Here is a 17287-nt window from a genome sequence, read left to right as displayed (position 1 = left end):
TATCGAGCGTGTCAGATCAAGCAATTACCACTTGTACGTGGCACTGGCGACGACACTGCGTTGGTCGCCGTAGTAGCAATAAAAACTGTCGCAGGTGGAGATGTAGTCCTTGTCGAACAGGTTGGTCGCGTTGAGTGCCAGGGAGGCGCCTTTGAGGCTGTTATCCAGACGCCCCAGGTCGTAATGCACCGCTGCATCGAACACGGTGTAGGCGTCGGCCTTGCCCAGCCAGGTATTGCCCTGATCGCCGTAGGTATTGCCGGTGTAACGCGCGCCGGCGCCGATGCCGAAGCCGTCCAGCACGCCGTTGTGCCAGGTGTAATCGGCCCACAGCGAGGCCTGTTGGTTGGGCATCAGTTGCAGGCGGTTGCCTTTGAAGTCGCCTTTTTGCACTTCGGACTTGGCCAGGGTGTAGGCGGCGATGACCTTGAGGTTGTCGGTCACGTCTGAAACGGCTTCCAGTTCCAGGCCTTTGACTTTGACTTCACCGGTTTGGCTGGTGATCGGCACGTTGTCCGAGTTGGTGGTAGTGACGGAGACGTTTTTCTGGGTCAGGTTGTACACCGCAGCGGTCAGCAGGGTGTTGCTGCCAGGCGGTTGGTACTTGATGCCCAGTTCCCATTGTTTGCCCTCGGTCGGCTTGAACGAGTCGGTCGGTGACGCCGTGGCGTTGCTGGTCGGCTGGAATGATTCGGCGTAGGACAAGTAGGGCACGAAACCGTTGTCGAACACGTAGCTGATTGCCGCGTTGCCGCTGAATTTCTTGTCGCGCTCGGTGTTGGTGGCATCGCCTTTGTTAAAGAATTTAGTCCCGGTGTGGACCCAATCCTCACGCCCACCCACGGTCAGGCGCCATTGGTCCAGAGCCATCTGGTCCTGGATGTACAGTCCGGTCTGACGAGTTTTTTGGTCGTAGTCATAGAATGCTGCGGAGCGAGGTGGGCGTGTGATCGGCAAGCCATATTCCGGGTGATTGACGTTGATGCTTGGGGCGGAACCGAAGATTGAGGTGTAGTTGGTGTTGTTACGCTGGTGGTCGAGCCCGATCAGCAGCGTATGTTGGATATCGCCAGTGGCAAAGTCGCCCTGGAAATTGTTATCCACCGCGAACTGGCTGATATCTTCGTCCACATTGGTGGTGCCCCGCCCGGTATTGCCTTCATCGTCGACGACCAGTCCAAACTCCGGGAAGTAGCTGTTGACGGTGATTGCCTGGAACGACAGATCAGACTTGGTGTAGCGCAGATTTTGCCGGAACTGCCATACGTCGTTCAGCCGATGTTCGAAGGCGTAGCCCAGTGCGTAGTAGGTGCGGTCGTAGTATTCGTAATTCGGATCACCCAGATTCTTGTGGTGGGAGATCTTGCCGAAGGGCATGTCGATCTTGGTGCCCTGGATGGGATAGAACTGACTGGTGGTTCCGGTATCGTCACGGGTGAACTGCGTGAGCAGGGTGAAGCGGGTGTCGTCGTCGATGTTCCAGGTCAGGCTCGGCGCAATGTTGTAGCGTTTGTTGTCGACGTGGTCGATCTGGGTGCCGCTGTCGCGTATCACGCCGCTCAGGCCGTAGAGGAATCGGCCTTCCTCGTCGATCTTGCCGGTGCTGGCGAAGTTGATCTGGCGATGGTTGTCGCTGCCGTATTGCACCTGGATTTCGTTGCTCGACTCGGCGCTGGGGCGGCGGCTGACCATGTCCAGCAAACCGCCTGGCGGGGTCTGGCCGTACACCGACGAAGCCGGGCCGCGCAGCAGGGCGAGGCGATCCAGGTTCCAGGTTTCCTGTTTCGGGTTGGCGTACACGCCTTTGGGCAGCGGCAGGCCGTCGAGGAATTGCGTCGGTTCGAAACCGCGCACCCGCAGCCAGTCGGCGCGGGTGTCGCTGCCGTAGCTGCTGGCGGTGATCCCGGGCATGTAGCGCACGGCATCATCGATGTTTTGCACTTTGCGGTCGTCCATCTGCTGCCGGGTGGCGACCGAAATCGAACGCGGGGCTTCGACCAGGGCGGTGTCAGTCTTGGTGCCGGCGGCGGTGCGGGTGGCCAGGTAGCCTTCCACCGGGCCCCAGGCGCTCTCGGTGTTTTCCACGCCGATGACGGCGGTTTCCGGCAGCGCCATCACCCCCTCGGGCACGGCCACCAGGCTATAGGTGCCAGCGCTGCTCTGTTCCAGCTGCAGGCCGGTGCCACGCAGGGCTTCGCGCAGGGCGCCGGCAGCGTCGAACTGGCCTTGGACAGGGGCCGAGGTTTTGCCTGCCGCCAGGGATGGATTCAGCGACAGCGCCAGGCCGGCCTGGCTGGCGATCTGGTTCAGCGTGCTGGCCAGTGGCGCGGCCGGCAGGTTGTAGGCGCGAACGCTGGACGCCTGTTCGGCGGCGATCAGTTGACCGCTGGCCAGAGGGGCACAGAGGGCAATGGCGACGGCCAGCAAACCGGGGCGCAACAAGGTGTCTAGCGAGCGGGACATACGGCGGCTCCTGAATGTAAATATTTCTCAATTGCCTAGGTGCCGAACGAGAATGCAAAAGTGACAGGGGTGGATGAAAATAATTTCGATTCATCAATTGCGGTGAAGCTGCCGGCCTCTTCGCGGGCAAGCCACGCTCCCACAGGTTCTGTGATGTTCACAGCGTTACTGTTCAACGCAAAACCCTGTAGGAGCTGGCTTGCCAGCGAAGGCGGCCTCGAGCCTTGCATAGCCAATGAGGACGCCTTCGCCGGCAAGCCGGCTCCTACAGGTTTGGTGTTGACCGCAAGACACAAGCGGCTTGGCAGGCACAACATTGCTCAGGGCTTGGCTTGAGCCTTCGCCACTGTCACCCACCAGGGCGTGTGCTGTTCGATCTGCACCGGCAGGGTCGGCAGCAAGGCGGTCAAGGCCAGGTCGGTGTCGTGCAGCGGGAAACTGCCGGTGATTCGCAGGTCGGCAATCTCGGGCGCAACGCCCAGATGCCCGCGGCGATAACGGCCAAGTTCCTTGATCAAGTCTTCCAGCCTCATGTTGTCCACGACCAGCATGCCGCGGGTCCAGACATCGGCACCGAGGTTGAGGGCGATGATCGGGTCGAGGCCGTTGTTGCGTATCAGCACTTGCTGGCCTTCGCGCAGAATCTGTTCTTCAGGGCGTGATTGCGGATGGGCGGCCACCGCCGATTGCAGTACGCTCAGGCGCGTGCCTTGTTCCTCGCGCTTGACCAGGAACCGCGTGCCCAGTGCGCGCATGCTGCCTTCGCGGGTTTCGACGATGAACGGCCGGGCATCGCCATGCCCGGTTTCGACGAGGATTTCCCCTTCCTGCAGAATGATTAGCCGCTGCTTGTCATCGAAGCGCACGTCCATGGCACTGTGGGTGTTGAGGCTGACCAGCGTGCCGTCGCTCAGGCGCAGGGTGCGTTGCTCGCCAGTGGCGGTGCGCTGGTCGGCCAGCCAATAGTCGAGCGGCAGATAACGATCACCGGCGAACAGCGCCAGGCCGATCACGGCCACGACGCTCGCCAGGCCGCTGCCCAGTTTGCGCACCTGTCGGCGAATGCTTTCGCGCGATTGCAGCAAGGCTGCGCGGGCCGGCCCGTTGGCAACGCTGAAGCGCGCATCGAGCATGCCCAGTTGGCGCCAGGCCCGGGCATGTTCTTCGTGGGCGGCGTGCCACTTGGCGAATTCTTCGCGATCGACCGGGTTGCCGCCATCCAGGGTCAGTTGCCAGGCGATGGCGGCATCCAGCACCTGCGCCGACACCGGTTTGGAGCTGGCCGGGCTCATACCGGCTCACCGTACAGTGCGATGTAGCACTGACGAATGCCCTGGGCCAGGTATTGACGCACCCGCGACACCGACACGCCCAGGCGCTCGGCGATCTCCGCGTGGCCGAGGCCGTCGAGGCGGTTATAGAGAAACGCGGCCCGGGCCTTGCTCGAGAGTTGGCCGAGCAGGCGGTCGATGTTTTTCAAGTCTTCGAGGATCAGCTGTTGCTCTTCCACCGAAGGTTGTTCGGCTTCGGGGATCAGCATCAGTTCGGTCAGGTAGGCCTGTTCCAGCGCGGCGCGGCGGAAATAGTCGAACAGCAGGCCCTTGGCGATCGCCACCAGAAACGCCCGCGGTTCGCGAGGTTCCTTGAGTTCATCACGGCCCAGCAGGCGGACGAAGGTGTCCTGGCTCAGGTCCTCGGCCCGTTGTGGACAGGCCACGTTGCGTCGCAGCCAGGCCAATAGCCAGCTGCGATGGTCGCGATACAACGCGCCAACGAGCTCACTCTGGGGGCTTTGGACTGACGGCACGCCGTATCACCGATTGGGAAGTGTTAACTAACGAGAATTATTCGCGATTGTGGCAGAGGCGGGGGAGGTAAGCAATTGGCCACTGGTCGGGTGGTTTGGACCGGTTGTGTTCAGAGGGACCGAGTTATCGTTGTTCGCCGGCAAGCCTGGCTCCTACAGGGATGTTGAGTCGTTCGCCGATTTCGTGGGCGACCCATAACCCTGTAGGAGCCAGGCTTGCCGGCGAAGAGGCCGGAACAGACACCGCGCATCTAGAAGGACGGCGCGCGCTGCCTGCGTTTCCACTGTCTCAACCGCTGCTGCAGATCCAACGGACTATCAATCTGCTGCTGCCGCGCCCGGCTGAACAGGATCAGCGCCAGTTCTGCCGTGGCCAGTGCGTCGGCGCTGGCGTTGTGCCGCTCGAACACCTCCAGCTTGAACCAGTCGATCCACTCATCCAGCCCGGCCTCGCGAATATTCGCTTGTGGACACAGGAGCGGCGCGATATCCGCAACATCAAAAAACAGATGTTGCAGCTTGTGGCCCAGATGATCTTTCAACGCGCGCCCGAGCATGTGTTGGTCGAACGGCGCATGAAAAGCCAGCACGGGGCTGTCACCGACAAACTCCATGAAGTCGAGCAAGGCGTGGGCCGGGTCGCTGCCGGCGGCGATTGCGCTGGGGCTCAGGCCGTGAATCAACACGCTGGGGCCGAGTTTGAGCTCGCTGCATTGCAAGGTGCGTTCGAATTGCTGGCTGAAGTCGATCGCCCCATCCTCGATCACCACCGCGCCGATGGACAGTACTCGATCCTTGTTCAGGTTCAGCCCGGTGGTTTCCAGGTCGAGTACCACCCAACGCTGTTCGCGCAGGCTGCAGTCACCCGGCGCGGCCGCCGTCGGCAAGCGTTGCAGACGCAGTTGAAGGTCGCCGGAGAGCATCGGGCCTGACGGGCGCAGCCATGAAAACAGGCTCATAGCTGATACCGCAGGGCCAGGCTGCTTTGCAGGCGTTGGGCCTGGCGCAAGGATTCGCGCAGGATCCGTCGATCCAGATGATTGAGGCTGTCGGGGTCGACCCGGTTGGAGTGGGGCAAATTCTCCCGGGTCTGGAGCTGATGTTGCTGCATGCGGGTTTGCTGAATGAAGTGATAAGCCTCTTCGTACGCCGCGCCGTCCAGCCGATCGATGACCTCTTTGTCCACCAGCTGGCGAAAGCGCTCCAGGGTATTGTTCGTTTCGATCCCGTGGGCCAGTGCCAGTAAGCGAGCGCCGTCGACGAAGGGGGTCAGGCCCTGGATTTTCAGGTCCAGCGTGGCTTTCTCGCCATGCTTGCGAGCCAGCACGAAGTCACGGAAACGTCCTACGGGGGGACGATTGCGCAGGGCGTTCTCGGCCAGCATGCGCTGGAACAACCGGTTGTCTTCGACCTGTTCGAGAATCCCCCGGCGCAGCTGCTCGCAGCCCTGCTCGTCACCCCAGACCACGCGCAAGTCGAAGTAGATGCTCGAGCCCAGCAGGTTCTCCGGCGTTGCTTCGCGGATAAACGCCGCAAAACGCCGCGCCCACTCGGCCCGGGACAGACACAGCTCGGGATTGCCGGCCATGATGTTGCCCTTGCACAAGGTGAAGCCGCAGAGCGCCAGGCTCTGGTTGATCTGCTGGGCGATCGGCAACAGCTTGCCGCGGATCTCGGCGGCATGGGCCGCGTCCCGGGCCTCGAACAGAATGCCGTTGTCCTGATCGGTGTGCAGCGTCTGCTCGCGGCGGCCTTCGCTGCCGAAGCACAGCCAGCTGAATGGGATGCCGGGGTCGCCTTTATCGGCGAGGGTCAACTCGATGACCCGGCACACGGTATGGTCGTTGAGCAGGGTGATGATGTGGGTGATCTGGGTCGACGACGCGCCGTGGGCCAGCATGCGCTCCACCAGTTGGCCAATCTCGCCGCGCAATGCCACCAGGTTTTCCACGCGCTGGGCGCTGCGGATGGTCCGTGCCAGGTGCACCAGGTCGACCCGCTGCAGGGAAAACAGATCCCGCTCGGACACGACGCCGCACAGGCGATGGTCCTTGACCAGGCAGACGTGGGCGATGTGCCGTTCGGTCATGGCGATCGCCGCGTCGAAGGCGCTGTGGTCCGGCGACAGGAAAAACGGCGCCTGGGTCATGTGGCGCTCGATGGCTTCATTGAAGTCGTCCGTGCCGTCGGCCACCACATGGCGCAGGTCGCGCAGGGTAAAAATGCCCAGCGGGGCTTTCTGCTCGTCGACGATGACGATGCTGCCGACTTGCTGGTCGTGCATCAGTGTCACGGCGGCCCGCAATGGCGTGGCGGGGCTGCAGGTCACTGGGTGACGCATGGCCAGATCACCCAGCCGGGTGTTCAGTGAGTACTGGGTGCCCAGGGTTTCCACGGCTTTTTGCTGGACTTGCTGGTTGACCTGATCCAGCAGGCTGCTGACGCCGCGCAGGGCAAAGTCGCGAAACGCGCTGGACAGCGCGAACAGTTTGATGAACGCCAGCTTGTTCAGCTGCAGGCAAAAGGTGTCTTCGGCGGCCAGGTGTTCGGTGCGGGTCGCGCGCTCACCCAACAGCGCGGCTAGGGGGAAACACTCGCCGGTGGTGATGGCGAAGGTGGTTTCAGTTCCGCCTTTGGCCGTGTGGGGACGTTCACCCACGACCTGGCCTTGTTTGACGATGTAGAAATGCTCAACCGGGCCATCGGCGGGCTTGATGATGCTCTCGCCGGGCGCATAAAAACGCAGCTGACATTGCTCGACCAGGTACGCCAGGTGGGCGTGTTCCATTTGGCTGAAGGGCGGGAAGCGCGAAAGAAATTGCAAAGTGCCCTGGATGTTTTGCAACACCGCGGTTTTCCCTGCCTGTGTGAAGGCGTCCGCTTTACTCATAACCATTACCGCAGTCTTTTTGAATTGTTGTTGTCGGATGACTGAGCCATGGTCGGCCCCTGCGCTCTGGGTGCCCATTGGACGTAAGTCTAGGTCGGCAAGTGCAGCGGGTGGAAGTTAGGAAATATCTGACGCAACTTTCAGAAAAGCCTCCTACATTGGCTATAGGAGATCTTTCCGACGAAGGGCACATTGAAGGTCTTGCTGGCGATGTCTGACGAATGAGTCAGGTGATTGAATTTGAACTGTAGAGTTAGCCATGTCCGACCACGATATTTTGAGTGACGCCGAGCGCGAAGCGCTGAGTGCGGTCATGCTCGAGCCTGACTTGCCGCCGCAGCGGGTGCTGATCGTCGACGACGATAAAGACGCGCGAGAGCTGCTGGCAGAGATTCTCGGCCTGGATGGCATTCGGTGCATGACCGCAGCCAGCGGCGAAACCGCACTCAAGATGTTGAGCGAGAAGCCGTCGATTGGCCTGGTGATCACCGATCTGCGAATGGGACATGTCGATGGCCTGGACTTGATCCGCCAGGTACGTGAATCAGTACGGGCGGCCATGCCGTTCATCATCGTTTCCGGTGACGCCGACGTGAAAGACGCGATCGCCGCCATGCATCTGAGTGTGGTGGACTTTTTGCTCAAGCCTGTCGATACCGGCAAGCTGTTAGAGCTGGTCAAGCATGAGTTGGGAATGGATTTGTGAGCGGCTAAAAGATCTTTTGATCTTGCTCAGACAAAAAAGCCCTGATCTTTCGATCAGGGCTTTTTTATATCCAGCATCAGTGCTCAGTTACAGGCCATTGGCAGCCTTGAACTCGCGACGACGACGGTGCAGAACCGGCTCGGTGTAGCCGTTCGGTTGTTTGCTGCCTTCGACCACCAGTTCGACCGCCGCCTGGAAGGCGACGTTGCTGTCGAAGTCCGGTGCCAGCGGGCGGTACAGCGGGTCATTGGCGTTCTGGCGGTCAACCACCGGCGCCATGCGCTTGAGGCTTTCCATGACCTGATCTTCAGTGACGATACCGTGGCGCAGCCAGTTGGCGATGTGCTGGCTGGAAATCCGCAAGGTCGCACGGTCTTCCATCAGGCCGACGTCGTTGATATCCGGCACCTTCGAGCAACCTACGCCCTGGTCGATCCAGCGCACCACGTAACCGAGAATGCCCTGGGCGTTGTTGTCCAGTTCGTTCTTGATCTGTTCCGCGGTCCACTGCGGGTTCACCGCCAGCGGGATGGTCAGGATGTCGTCGACCGACGCGCGCGCACGTTGGGCCAGTTCGGCCTGACGGGCGAACACATCGACCTTGTGATAGTGCAGCGCGTGCAATGCCGCGGCGGTCGGCGAAGGCACCCAGGCGGTGTTGGCGCCGGCCAGCGGGTGAGCGATTTTCTGTTCCAGCATCGCCGCCATCAGGTCCGGCATGGCCCACATGCCTTTACCGATCTGGGCGCGACCTTGCAGGCCGGTGCTCAAACCGATATCGACGTTCCAGTTTTCGTAGGCGCCGATCCACTTCTCGGCCTTCATGTCCGCCTTGCGCACCATCGGGCCGGCTTCCATGGAGGTGTGGATTTCATCGCCGGTGCGATCGAGGAAGCCGGTGTTGATGAACACCACGCGCTCGCTGGCGGCCTTGATGCAGGCCTTGAGGTTGACCGTGGTACGGCGCTCCTCGTCCATGATCCCGACTTTCAGGGTATTGCGCGGCAGGCCCAACACCTCTTCGATGCGACCGAACAGCTCGTTGGTGAACGCGGCTTCTTCCGGGCCGTGCATCTTCGGCTTGACGATATAGACCGAGCCGGTGCGGCTGTTCTTGCGCGAATTGTTGCCGTTGAGGCTGTGGATGGCCGCGAGGCTGGTCACCAGACCGTCGAGGATGCCTTCCGGCACTTCGTTGCCGTCTTTGTCGAGGATCGCGTCGATGGTCATCAGGTGACCGACGTTACGCACGAACAACAGCGAACGACCGTGCAGGCTCAGTTCCTTGCCATCGATACCGGTGTAGGTGCGGTCGGCGTTCATGGTGCGGGTAAAGGTCTGACCGCCCTTGGACACTTCTTCCGACAGATCGCCCTTCATCAGGCCGAGCCAGTTGCGGTAGATCACCACTTTGTCGTCGGCATCGACGGCGGCGACCGAGTCTTCGCAGTCCATGATGGTGGTCAGCGCGGCTTCCATCAGGATGTCTTTGACGCCGGCGGCGTCGGTCTGGCCGACCGGGGTGCTGGCGTCGACCTGGATTTCGAAGTGCAGGCCGTTGTTTTTCAGCAGGATCGCGGTCGGTGCCGCTGCATCGCCGTGGAAGCCGATCAGCTGGGCATCGTTGCGCAGGCCGGTGTTGCTGCCGCCTTTAAGGGCGACCACCAGTTTGCCGTCAACGATTTTGTAGGCGGTGGAATCGACGTGAGTGCCGGCCGCCAATGGCGCCGCTTCGTCGAGGAAGGCGCGGGCGAAGGCAATCACCTTGTCGCCACGAACCTTGTTGTAGCCTTTGCCTTTTTCCGCGCCGTCAGCTTCGCTGATGGCGTCGGTGCCGTAGAGCGCGTCGTACAGCGAACCCCAGCGGGCGTTCGAGGCATTGAGCGCGAAACGGGCGTTCATGACCGGCACCACGAGCTGTGGACCGGCCATGCGGGCGATTTCGTCATCGACGTTTTGCGTCGTTACCTGGAAATCGGCCACTTCTGGCAGCAGATAACCCAGGTCTTGCAGGAAGGCTTTATAGGCCACGGCGTCATGCGGTTGACCGGCACGGGATTGGTGCCAGCCATCGATACGAGCCTGGAAATCATCGCGTTTGGCGAGTAGGGCTTTGTTCTTCGGCGCCAGGTCATGAATGACCTTGTCGGCACCGGCCCAGAACTTATCGGCGGTGAGGCCGGTACCGGGAATGGCTTCGTTGTTCACGAAGTCGAACAGGACTTTGGCGACCTGCAGGCCACCGACTTGAACGTGTTCAGTCATTGCTTGCCTCACTCTGCTCAGCTATTTCGCTTTTCAGCTCTTCAATTTAACAATGAAGCCTCTGGCCATTTAAACCACAAACCCGTCTACCAGTACATGCCATGCGGGCGGCTGGGTTTTGACCAATCAACGGCTTGAGGCCTTGATGACGGGGCTTTCAGGGTTGCGATTGCGCCTGTGGCAGACATCGATCCACGTTATGTAGTGCGCGCTGCGGCATACTACATGATGAATTGCGCTTGTGAAAATTAGACTAATTACGTCGTTCTGCGACCCTATGACGCATTGCGGTCAGGTCGGGGAACGGGATGTTCTCAAAAAACTAATAGATTGTTCCAGTTAAATATCAAAACTTGTACACGATTTGTTGTTCGCATCAGATCGGTGGTGCCTTCATTCGCTGGCAAGCCAGCTCCTACAGGGCCTTGCGCGATAACTGTAGGAGCTGGCTTGCCAGCGAAGGCGTCAGACGATTCAACACAGAATCGCCCCTTGCCTATACTTGCTCTTCTATAACAAAAGTCATGATAAAGAGGGCTGCGCCATGGACCACCTCGTACTCACCGTAATCGCTCCGGACAAGCCTGGGCAGGTCGAGCGCATCGCCCAGTGCATCGCCGAGCACGGCGGAAACTGGCTGGAAAGTCGAATGTCGCGCATGGCCGGGCAGTTCGCCGGGATTCTTCGGGTGGGCGTGCCAGCCGAAGCCTACGACGAACTGGTGGACGCCCTGCAGGCATTATCCGCCCATGGCATTCGGGTGCTGATTGCCGAAAGTGGCATCGAGCAATCCTGTACCTGGAAGCCGATTGCGATGGAGCTGGTGGGCAATGATCGGCCGGGGATCGTCCGAGACATTACCCGTTTGCTGAGCGAACAGGGGGTGAACCTCGAGCAGCTGGTGACTGAGGTACGCCCGGCGCCAATGAGCAGCGAGCCGTTGTTTCACGCCGAAGCGATACTTGCGGTGCCGCTGACATTGTCGCTGGATGTATTGCAGTCGCGCCTGGAAACCCTGGCCGACGACCTGATGGTGGAGCTGGTATTGCGCAGTGAGCCTTGAAGGTTATCCAGTTTAAACGTGCACCTGCCTGTGGATAACCTGTAGAGACAGCCCGCCAGGCCACGTCGACCGGGCTTCTTCAGCATCTGATCAAAAAACGTTCAGTTTCAATAAGTTGCGCACAAACGGCGGGGATCACGCTGTGGATAACCTTGGGAAGGATCGATACAGGCCACGAAAGACGTGGCCTGTGGAGGATTGTACGTTTTTCGATCAGCTGCGGCGACGCAGACTTATCCACGCATCGATGCTGTAAACCGCCAGGCCGGCCCAGATAAAGATGAACGCCAGCAGTGTGCTCGACGACAGCTGTTCACCAAACAACAGGACGGCCTGCAACAGCACCAGCGTCGGCGCCAGGTACTGAAGAAATCCGAGCGTCGTGTAGGGCAAATGCCGTGCAGCGGCGTTGAAACATACCAGGGGTATCAACGTCACCGGCCCGGCAGCCACCAGCCACCAGGCTTCGGAGGTCGTCCAGAACTCGGCCTGGGCGCTACTCGCCGCTGGATTGAACAGTAACCAGGCGACGGCAATCGGCACCAGCATCCAGGTTTCCGCCACCAGGCCCGGCAGCGCCTTGACGGGGGCCTGTTTGCGAATCAATCCGTAGAAGCCAAAGGTCACCGCCAGCACCAGCGACACCCACGGCAGGCTGCCGACTTGCCACACCTGCTGTGCAACGCCGGCTGCCGCCAGACCCACGGCCAGCCACTGCATGCGTCGCAGCCGTTCGCCGAGGATCAGCATGCCCAACAGGACATTCACCAATGGGTTGATGTAGTAACCGAGGCTGGCTTCGAGCATGCGGTCGTTGTTCACCGCCCAGACGTAGGTCAGCCAGTTGGCCGCGATCAGCGTGCCGCTCAGGGCCAGGATCGCCAGGCGTTTCGGGTTGTCACGCAACTCGCGCCACCAGCCCGGATGTTTCCAGACCATCAGCAGCAAGGCGCCGAACAGGGCGGACCAGAGCACGCGGTGGATGATGATCTCCACGGCGGGCACGTTGGCGATGGCTTTGAAGTAAAGCGGGAACAATCCCCAGATGATGTAGGCACTCAGGCCCAGAATGTACCCGCGACGCGGGTTGGCGGCTTGCATGCAGAGTCCTTGCTTAGGTAGCTAACAAAGAGGGATTGTAAGGAGATTTGTCTTGATGTGCTGATCCATGGGTGTGCTGATCCCTGTAGGAGCTGGCTTGCCAGCGAAGAACGATCACGCGGTGCGACAGATAAGACCGCGTTGTCGTTCTTCGCCAGCAAGCCGGCTCCTACAGATCCATGTGAATCAGAAAAGCTTTAGTGGTTCTTCATTGAGCGCAGCAAGCTGCTCGCGCAACGCCAACACCTGATCCCCCCAATACCGCTCGCTGCCAAACCACGGAAAGCTGTGGGGGAACGCCGGGTCGTCCCAGCGGCGGGCGAGCCAGGCGCTGTAGTGCATCAGGCGCAGGGCGCGCAGCGGTTCGATCAGCGCCAGTTCCCGCGGGTCGAAGTCGTGGAACTCGTTGTAGCCGTCCATCAATTCCGATAACTGGCCCAGGCATTCCTGGCGATCGCCGGCGAGCATCATCCAGATGTCTTGCACCGCCGGGCCCATTCGACAGTCATCGAGGTCGACGATATGGAACATCTCGTCGCGGCACATCATGTTGCCGGGGTGGCAATCGCCGTGCATGCGGATGTTCTGGTGCGGTGTCGCCTTGTAGACCTCTTCCACCCGCTTGAGCAGGTCGCGGGCCACGGACTCGTAGGCCGGCAGCAGGCTTTTGGGGACGAAATTGCCTTCGAGCAAGGTCGTCAGCGAGTCGTGACCGAAGTTTTTCACGCCGAGGGCTTCACGGTGTTCGAACGGCTTGGTCGCGCCCACGGCATGCAAACGACCGAGCAGTTGGCCGAGGCGATACAGCTGGTCGAGATTGCCTGGCTCCGGCGCGCGGCCGCCACGGCGGGGGAACAGGGTGAAGCGAAAACCGTTGTGTTCGTGCAGGCTGGCACCGTTGTGAATCATCGGCGCGACCACGGGCACGTCGCATTCGGCGAGTTCGAAGGTGAACTGGTGCTCTTCGAGAATCGCCTCGTTGGTCCAGCGTTGCGGACGGTAGAACTTGGCGATCAGCGGCTCGGAGTCTTCGATACCGACCTGATAGACACGGTTTTCGTAGCTGTTGAGCGCCAGGATGCGCGCGTCGCTGAGAAAGCCGATGCTTTCGACGGCATCGAGCACGAGGTCTGGGGTGAGGGTTGCAAACGGGTGGGCCATGCTGACTCCTGCGCGCAGCAGGCTGCCGCGTCCGGCCAAGCATGGTAGCGCAGACGGGGTGTCTTTAGGGGTTGGGCTTGAGATGAGTGTTGTCCGGGCTGACGCCTTCGCGAGCAAGCCCGCTCCCACACTGGATCATTGGTGTTCACACTATTTGTGACACACAGGATATCCAGTGTGGGAGCGGGCTTGCTCGCGAAGAGGCCCATCAGGCGCCGACGATCCCGCCATCTTCCCGGGAGATCGCCATCACCGAAGACCGCGGCTTGCCATTGGGCAGATGCTCCGGGAATGTTGAACCACCGTTCTCCCCCGGATGCTGGATCCCCACAAACAAGGTCTTCTGATCCGGCGAAAAGCTGATCCCCGTCACCTCGCAGCCCACCGGCCCAACCATGAAGCGCCGAATTTCCCCGGTCGTCGGGTCGGCACACAGCATCTGGTTGTTGCCCATGCCGGCAAAATCACCCGCATTGCTTGAATCGCCATCCGTCAGAATCCACAGCCGCCCGGCGTTGTCGAAGCCCAGGCCATCCGGGCTGTTGAACATGTTCTGTGGCGTGATGTTGGACGAGCCGCCCTTCGGCGTGCCGGCATGCAGGGCCGGGTTGCCGGCCACCACGAACAAGTCCCAGGAAAAGGTCTTGGCACCGTGATCGTCACGGTCGGTGCGCCAGCGCAAAATCTGCCCGTAGACGTTCTTCTCACGCGGGTTCGGCCCGCCCACCGGTTGGCCGTCCTCGCCGCGCTTGGCGTTGTTGGTGAGGGTGCAGTAGACCTGGCCATCCCTGGGGCTGACGACGATCCATTCCGGGCGGTCCATGCGCGTGGCTTTCACCATGCTGGCGGCGAGGCGCGCGTGAATCAGCACTTCGGCCTGATCGGCAAAGCCGCTGCCGGCATCGATGCCGTTTTTACCGTGGGTCAGCTCGATCCATTCGCCCTGGCCCTTGGGGTGATCGGCATTGCCGTCGCCTGCGTCGAAGCACGCCACGTACAGGGTGCCATGGTCCAGCAGGTTGCGGTTGGCCTTGGGGTCCTGGTGGTTGATCTTGTCGCGGCTGACGAATTTGTAAATGAATTCGCCGCGCTCGTCGTCGCCCATGTACACCACGGCGTGACCGTCTTTGGTTTCGGCCAGGGCGGCATTTTCATGCTTGAAGCGGCCCAGGGCCGTGCGCTTGACCGGGGTCGACTGCGGATCGAACGGGTCGATTTCCACCACCCAGCCATGACGGTTGAGCTCGTTCGGGTTCTTCGCCAGGTCGAAACGCTCGTCGTGCTGATGCCAGTTGATCTCTTTACTGGCCGCCACCACACCGTAGCGTTTCTGCGCGGCATCGAATTTTTGCTCGGCATGGCTGCTGCCGAAGCAATCGGTGAAATTCTCTTCGCAAGTCAGGTAAGTGCCCCAGGGCGTCTTGCCATTGGCGCAGTTCTGGAAGGTGCCGAGGACGTTCTTGCCCTGGGGGGCGGCGCTGGTTTTCAGCAGTTCATGGCCGGCGGCCGGGCCGCTCAGGCTGATCGGCGCGTTACCGTGGATGCGCCGGTTGTAGCGCGAACCCTGGACGAAGTGCCACTGGCCGTCCTTGCGCTGAACCTCGATCACCGACACGCCTTCGCAGGCCAGTGCCTTGCGCACATCGTCGGCCGATTGCGGCATGCCGCCGTGGGGGTAGAGGTAGCGGTAGTTGGTGTACTCGTTGTTGATCGCCATCAACGCCCGGTCTTTCTCTGCAGGAAACTCGAACAGGCTCATGCCGTCGTTGTTGTCGCCGAACTGGACTTCCTGTTGCTCGGCGGTGCCGTTGCCGCTCGGGTCGAACGCCGGGCCGTCCTTTTGCAACGGCTGGCCCCAGCTGATCAATACCGAGGATTTGTAGCCAGGCGGCAAGCTGATGGTGTCGCTGGTAGCGGCGGGGATGCTGTCAAAACCCAACAGTTTGCCGGTGCCTGCATTGACACTGGCAGCGAGCACGCTACGGCTCAGCAGGTTGCCGCCGAGGAACATCGCGGCACCGCACAGGGCGCCGGCGCTGATAAAGCCACGACGGCTGAGGCCGACCATGGTTTCGAGGTCGGTGGACTGGTTTTCTTCTAATAGGCTCACAACAGGCTCCCTGCGGGTTTTTGCAGCCACCTTAAAGAGCGATCGTGACGGTAATGTTTCAGAGCGGTGTACCGAGCAAAACGTTGGAGGGCGCGAACTGCACCCGTACCGCCTTACCCTTGGCCAGGCCCCGGCTCCGCAAGTGCAGCGGTTCGGCCAGCGCACACAGGGTCTGGCCATTGGGCAAGCCGATGCGCACTTCGCTGGGACCGTCTTCGGCATCGAGGATTTCTTCGATGACGCCTGTCAGGCAATTGTTTCCCGGCGTTGGATCGTCCTCGGGGCCGAGCAGGTCAAGCCAGCCGGCCTTGATCAGCGCCACCACTTCGATCCCGCTTTCCAGCTCCAGGCGCAGGGTGCTGTCGTGGGTGATCTGCGCATCGATGACCAAGCCTTCGGCCAGTTCCAGTCGAATCAAGTCGTTGCGACCCTGGCTCGCGATCGCCACGACCTTGCCGTGCAATTGATTGCGCGCGCTGGTCCGGAGCATCAATCGACCGAGCAGGTCGAGGTCGCTGGCATCTTCGGCAGCTTCCAGCACCTGAGCCTGCAGCGCTTGCAGCTTTTGATAAAGGCGCAAGACGCGCTCGCCTTCGCTGGACAGTCTGGCGCCACCGCCGCCCTTGCCGCCGACACTGCGCTCTACCAGCGGTTTCTGCGCGAGGTTGTTCAGCTCGTCGATGGCATCCCACGCCGCCTTGTAACTCAGGCCTGCGCTTTTTGCGGCACGGGTGATCGAACCCTGTTCGGCAATGTGTTGCAGCAAGGCAATGCGCTGCGGACGACGGACAATGTGCTGGGACAACAACGTAGGCAAGGACATGGCTAGACGCTTTGGGCGGTGGTGATGGGGAGTGACGTTGGCGGCTTGGGCTGCGGGAGTCAAGTCAGACCCGATCCTTGTGGGAGCCTCTGTGGCGAGGGAGCAAGCTCCCTCGCCACAGAGGCTCCCACAGGGTTTGTGTCCTTCGGTCAGACCGTGTCGCCGGGTTTGGGGGTTCGGGCCAGGCAATAGACATCGACCCGTGCAGCGCCGGCGTCCATCAATAGACGGGCCAGTGCCTGGGCCGTGGCGCCGGTGGTCAGCACGTCATCCACCAGCGCCAGGTGCCGACCCTTGATCGGTGCATCCGGGGCAAGTGCGAAGGCATGGCGCAGGTTGTTTTTGCGGGCAGCGGCCTTCAGCGCCTGTTGCGCGCTGGTGTCCTGGACCCTCAGCAACAGCCTTTCATCGCAAGGAATGTCGAGGGTGGTGCCGAGCCAGCGGGCAAGCATCGCCGCCTGGTTGAAACCCCGTTGGCGCAGGCGTTTGGCCGCCAGTGGTACCGGAACCAGCGTGTCGGGTCGATCCAGGTCTTCATCGAACCGATGCAGTAGAAATCGGGCGAGCAGTTCGGCGAGCAGGCGACCGAACGGCCATTTCGCGCTGTGCTTGAAACGGGTGATCAGGCTGTCGACCGGAAAGCTGTAGGTCCAGGGAACGGCGACCCGTTCGAACGCCGGCGGTTGCTTCAAGCACTGGCCGCACGTCATGCCGGCGGCGGGCAAGGGCAGGGCGCAGGTCTGACATTGGTCGCCGAGCCAGGGGAGCTCAGTTTCACAGGCGGTGCAAATGGGTGTCGCGTCATCGGACGTTTCGCCGCACAGCAAGCAGTGCTGTACGTTTTTTAACCAGATGTAAACCGATCCGTCGTATCGTGGTTGACAGCGCATCGCTCTTC

The 17287-nt window shown here is 61.1% G+C and carries 13 protein-coding genes; 2 read left to right on the top strand and 11 right to left on the bottom strand.

Annotated features, from left to right (window positions below):
• Nucleotides 1-24 precede the first annotated feature (24 nt).
• The 5 genes from ELQ88_RS32460 to ELQ88_RS32440 form a co-directional block, all read right to left on the bottom strand.
• Nucleotides 25-2463 (bottom strand): TonB-dependent siderophore receptor, encoded by a 2439-nt coding sequence (locus ELQ88_RS32460; RefSeq protein WP_138969345.1) that lies wholly within the window; start codon nt 2461-2463, stop codon nt 25-27.
• Between the two features lie 320 nt (nt 2464-2783).
• Entirely contained in the window at nt 2784-3755 is a 972-nt protein-coding gene (locus tag ELQ88_RS32455) for a FecR family protein (RefSeq protein ID WP_138969344.1), read from the bottom strand.
• Nucleotides 3752-4270, bottom strand: coding sequence for an RNA polymerase sigma factor (locus ELQ88_RS32450; protein WP_128874027.1), 519 nt, complete (start codon nt 4268-4270; stop codon nt 3752-3754). Before ELQ88_RS32450 ends, ELQ88_RS32455 begins: the two co-directional genes overlap by 4 nt.
• A gap of 251 nt (nt 4271-4521) precedes the next feature.
• Entirely contained in the window at nt 4522-5229 is a 708-nt protein-coding gene (locus tag ELQ88_RS32445) for a 3'-5' exonuclease (protein ID WP_128874026.1), read from the bottom strand.
• The gene (locus tag ELQ88_RS32440) at nt 5226-7166 is read right to left on the bottom strand and encodes a putative nucleotidyltransferase substrate binding domain-containing protein (protein ID WP_128874025.1); all 1941 of its coding nucleotides are present in this window, start codon (nt 7164-7166) and stop codon (nt 5226-5228) included. The genes ELQ88_RS32445 and ELQ88_RS32440 overlap by 4 nt, the downstream gene beginning before the upstream one ends.
• A gap of 253 nt (nt 7167-7419) precedes the next feature.
• On the opposite strand from ELQ88_RS32440, the gene ELQ88_RS32435 reads away from it, so the two are divergent.
• The gene (locus tag ELQ88_RS32435) at nt 7420-7866 is read left to right on the top strand and encodes a response regulator (protein WP_128874024.1); all 447 of its coding nucleotides are present in this window, start codon (nt 7420-7422) and stop codon (nt 7864-7866) included.
• An 87-nt stretch (nt 7867-7953) separates the two neighbouring features.
• Here the strand turns inward: ELQ88_RS32435 and ELQ88_RS32430 are convergent, their stop codons facing one another.
• Entirely contained in the window at nt 7954-10131 is a 2178-nt protein-coding gene (locus tag ELQ88_RS32430) for a malate synthase G (RefSeq protein ID WP_128874023.1), read from the bottom strand.
• A gap of 544 nt (nt 10132-10675) precedes the next feature.
• On the opposite strand from ELQ88_RS32430, the gene ELQ88_RS32425 reads away from it, so the two are divergent.
• A complete protein-coding gene (locus ELQ88_RS32425; protein ID WP_128874022.1) occupies nt 10676-11194 on the top strand; it encodes a glycine cleavage system protein R in 519 nt (172 codons plus the stop codon).
• 213 nt (nt 11195-11407) lie between these two features.
• Here ELQ88_RS32425 and rarD read toward each other — a convergent pair whose 3' ends face one another.
• From rarD to ELQ88_RS32400, 5 genes are all read right to left on the bottom strand, one after another.
• A complete protein-coding gene (gene rarD / locus ELQ88_RS32420) occupies nt 11408-12295 on the bottom strand; it encodes an EamA family transporter RarD (RefSeq protein WP_128874021.1) in 888 nt (295 codons plus the stop codon).
• A gap of 186 nt (nt 12296-12481) precedes the next feature.
• The gene (locus tag ELQ88_RS32415; protein ID WP_064680141.1) at nt 12482-13456 is read right to left on the bottom strand and encodes a serine/threonine protein kinase; all 975 of its coding nucleotides are present in this window, start codon (nt 13454-13456) and stop codon (nt 12482-12484) included.
• A 208-nt stretch (nt 13457-13664) separates the two neighbouring features.
• Nucleotides 13665-15566, bottom strand: coding sequence for a PhoX family phosphatase (locus ELQ88_RS32410; protein WP_138969343.1), 1902 nt, complete (start codon nt 15564-15566; stop codon nt 13665-13667).
• Nucleotides 15567-15624: 58 nt separating this feature from the next.
• Nucleotides 15625-16389 carry a TOBE domain-containing protein gene (locus tag ELQ88_RS32405; RefSeq protein ID WP_128874019.1) on the bottom strand — a complete coding sequence of 255 codons (765 nt, stop codon included), beginning with the start codon at nt 16387-16389 and terminating at the stop codon, nt 15625-15627.
• 149 nt (nt 16390-16538) lie between these two features.
• Nucleotides 16539-17279: a ComF family protein gene (locus ELQ88_RS32400; protein ID WP_138969342.1), complete on the bottom strand. Its 741-nt coding sequence runs from the start codon at nt 17277-17279 to the stop codon at nt 16539-16541.
• Nucleotides 17280-17287: the final 8 nt, after the last annotated feature.

The sequence above is a fragment of the Pseudomonas sp. MPC6 genome (assembly GCF_006094435.1).
GTDB lineage: Bacteria > Pseudomonadota > Gammaproteobacteria > Pseudomonadales > Pseudomonadaceae > Aquipseudomonas.
The sequence above is the reverse complement of the archived record's forward strand: the minus strand, read 5'-3'. Positions and strand labels throughout refer to the sequence as shown.

What these genes read in the sequence shown, in the direction of transcription:
- ELQ88_RS32415 (WP_064680141.1), bottom strand. Translation starts at nt 13,456, where the DNA reads ATGGCCCACCCGTTTGCAACCCTCACCCCAGACCTCGTGCTCGATGCC.
- ELQ88_RS32440 (WP_128874025.1), bottom strand. Translation starts at nt 7,166, where the DNA reads ATGGTTATGAGTAAAGCGGACGCCTTCACACAGGCAGGGAAAACCGCG.
- ELQ88_RS32405 (WP_128874019.1), bottom strand. Translation starts at nt 16,389, where the DNA reads ATGTCCTTGCCTACGTTGTTGTCCCAGCACATTGTCCGTCGTCCGCAG.
- ELQ88_RS32435 (WP_128874024.1), top strand. Translation starts at nt 7,420, where the DNA reads ATGTCCGACCACGATATTTTGAGTGACGCCGAGCGCGAAGCGCTGAGT.
- ELQ88_RS32425 (WP_128874022.1), top strand. Translation starts at nt 10,676, where the DNA reads ATGGACCACCTCGTACTCACCGTAATCGCTCCGGACAAGCCTGGGCAG.
- ELQ88_RS32400 (WP_138969342.1), bottom strand. Translation starts at nt 17,279, where the DNA reads ATGCGCTGTCAACCACGATACGACGGATCGGTTTACATCTGGTTAAAA.
- ELQ88_RS32445 (WP_128874026.1), bottom strand. Translation starts at nt 5,229, where the DNA reads ATGAGCCTGTTTTCATGGCTGCGCCCGTCAGGCCCGATGCTCTCCGGC.
- rarD (WP_128874021.1), bottom strand. Translation starts at nt 12,295, where the DNA reads ATGCAAGCCGCCAACCCGCGTCGCGGGTACATTCTGGGCCTGAGTGCC.
- ELQ88_RS32455 (WP_138969344.1), bottom strand. Translation starts at nt 3,755, where the DNA reads ATGAGCCCGGCCAGCTCCAAACCGGTGTCGGCGCAGGTGCTGGATGCC.
- ELQ88_RS32430 (WP_128874023.1), bottom strand. Translation starts at nt 10,131, where the DNA reads ATGACTGAACACGTTCAAGTCGGTGGCCTGCAGGTCGCCAAAGTCCTG.
- ELQ88_RS32460 (WP_138969345.1), bottom strand. Translation starts at nt 2,463, where the DNA reads ATGTCCCGCTCGCTAGACACCTTGTTGCGCCCCGGTTTGCTGGCCGTC.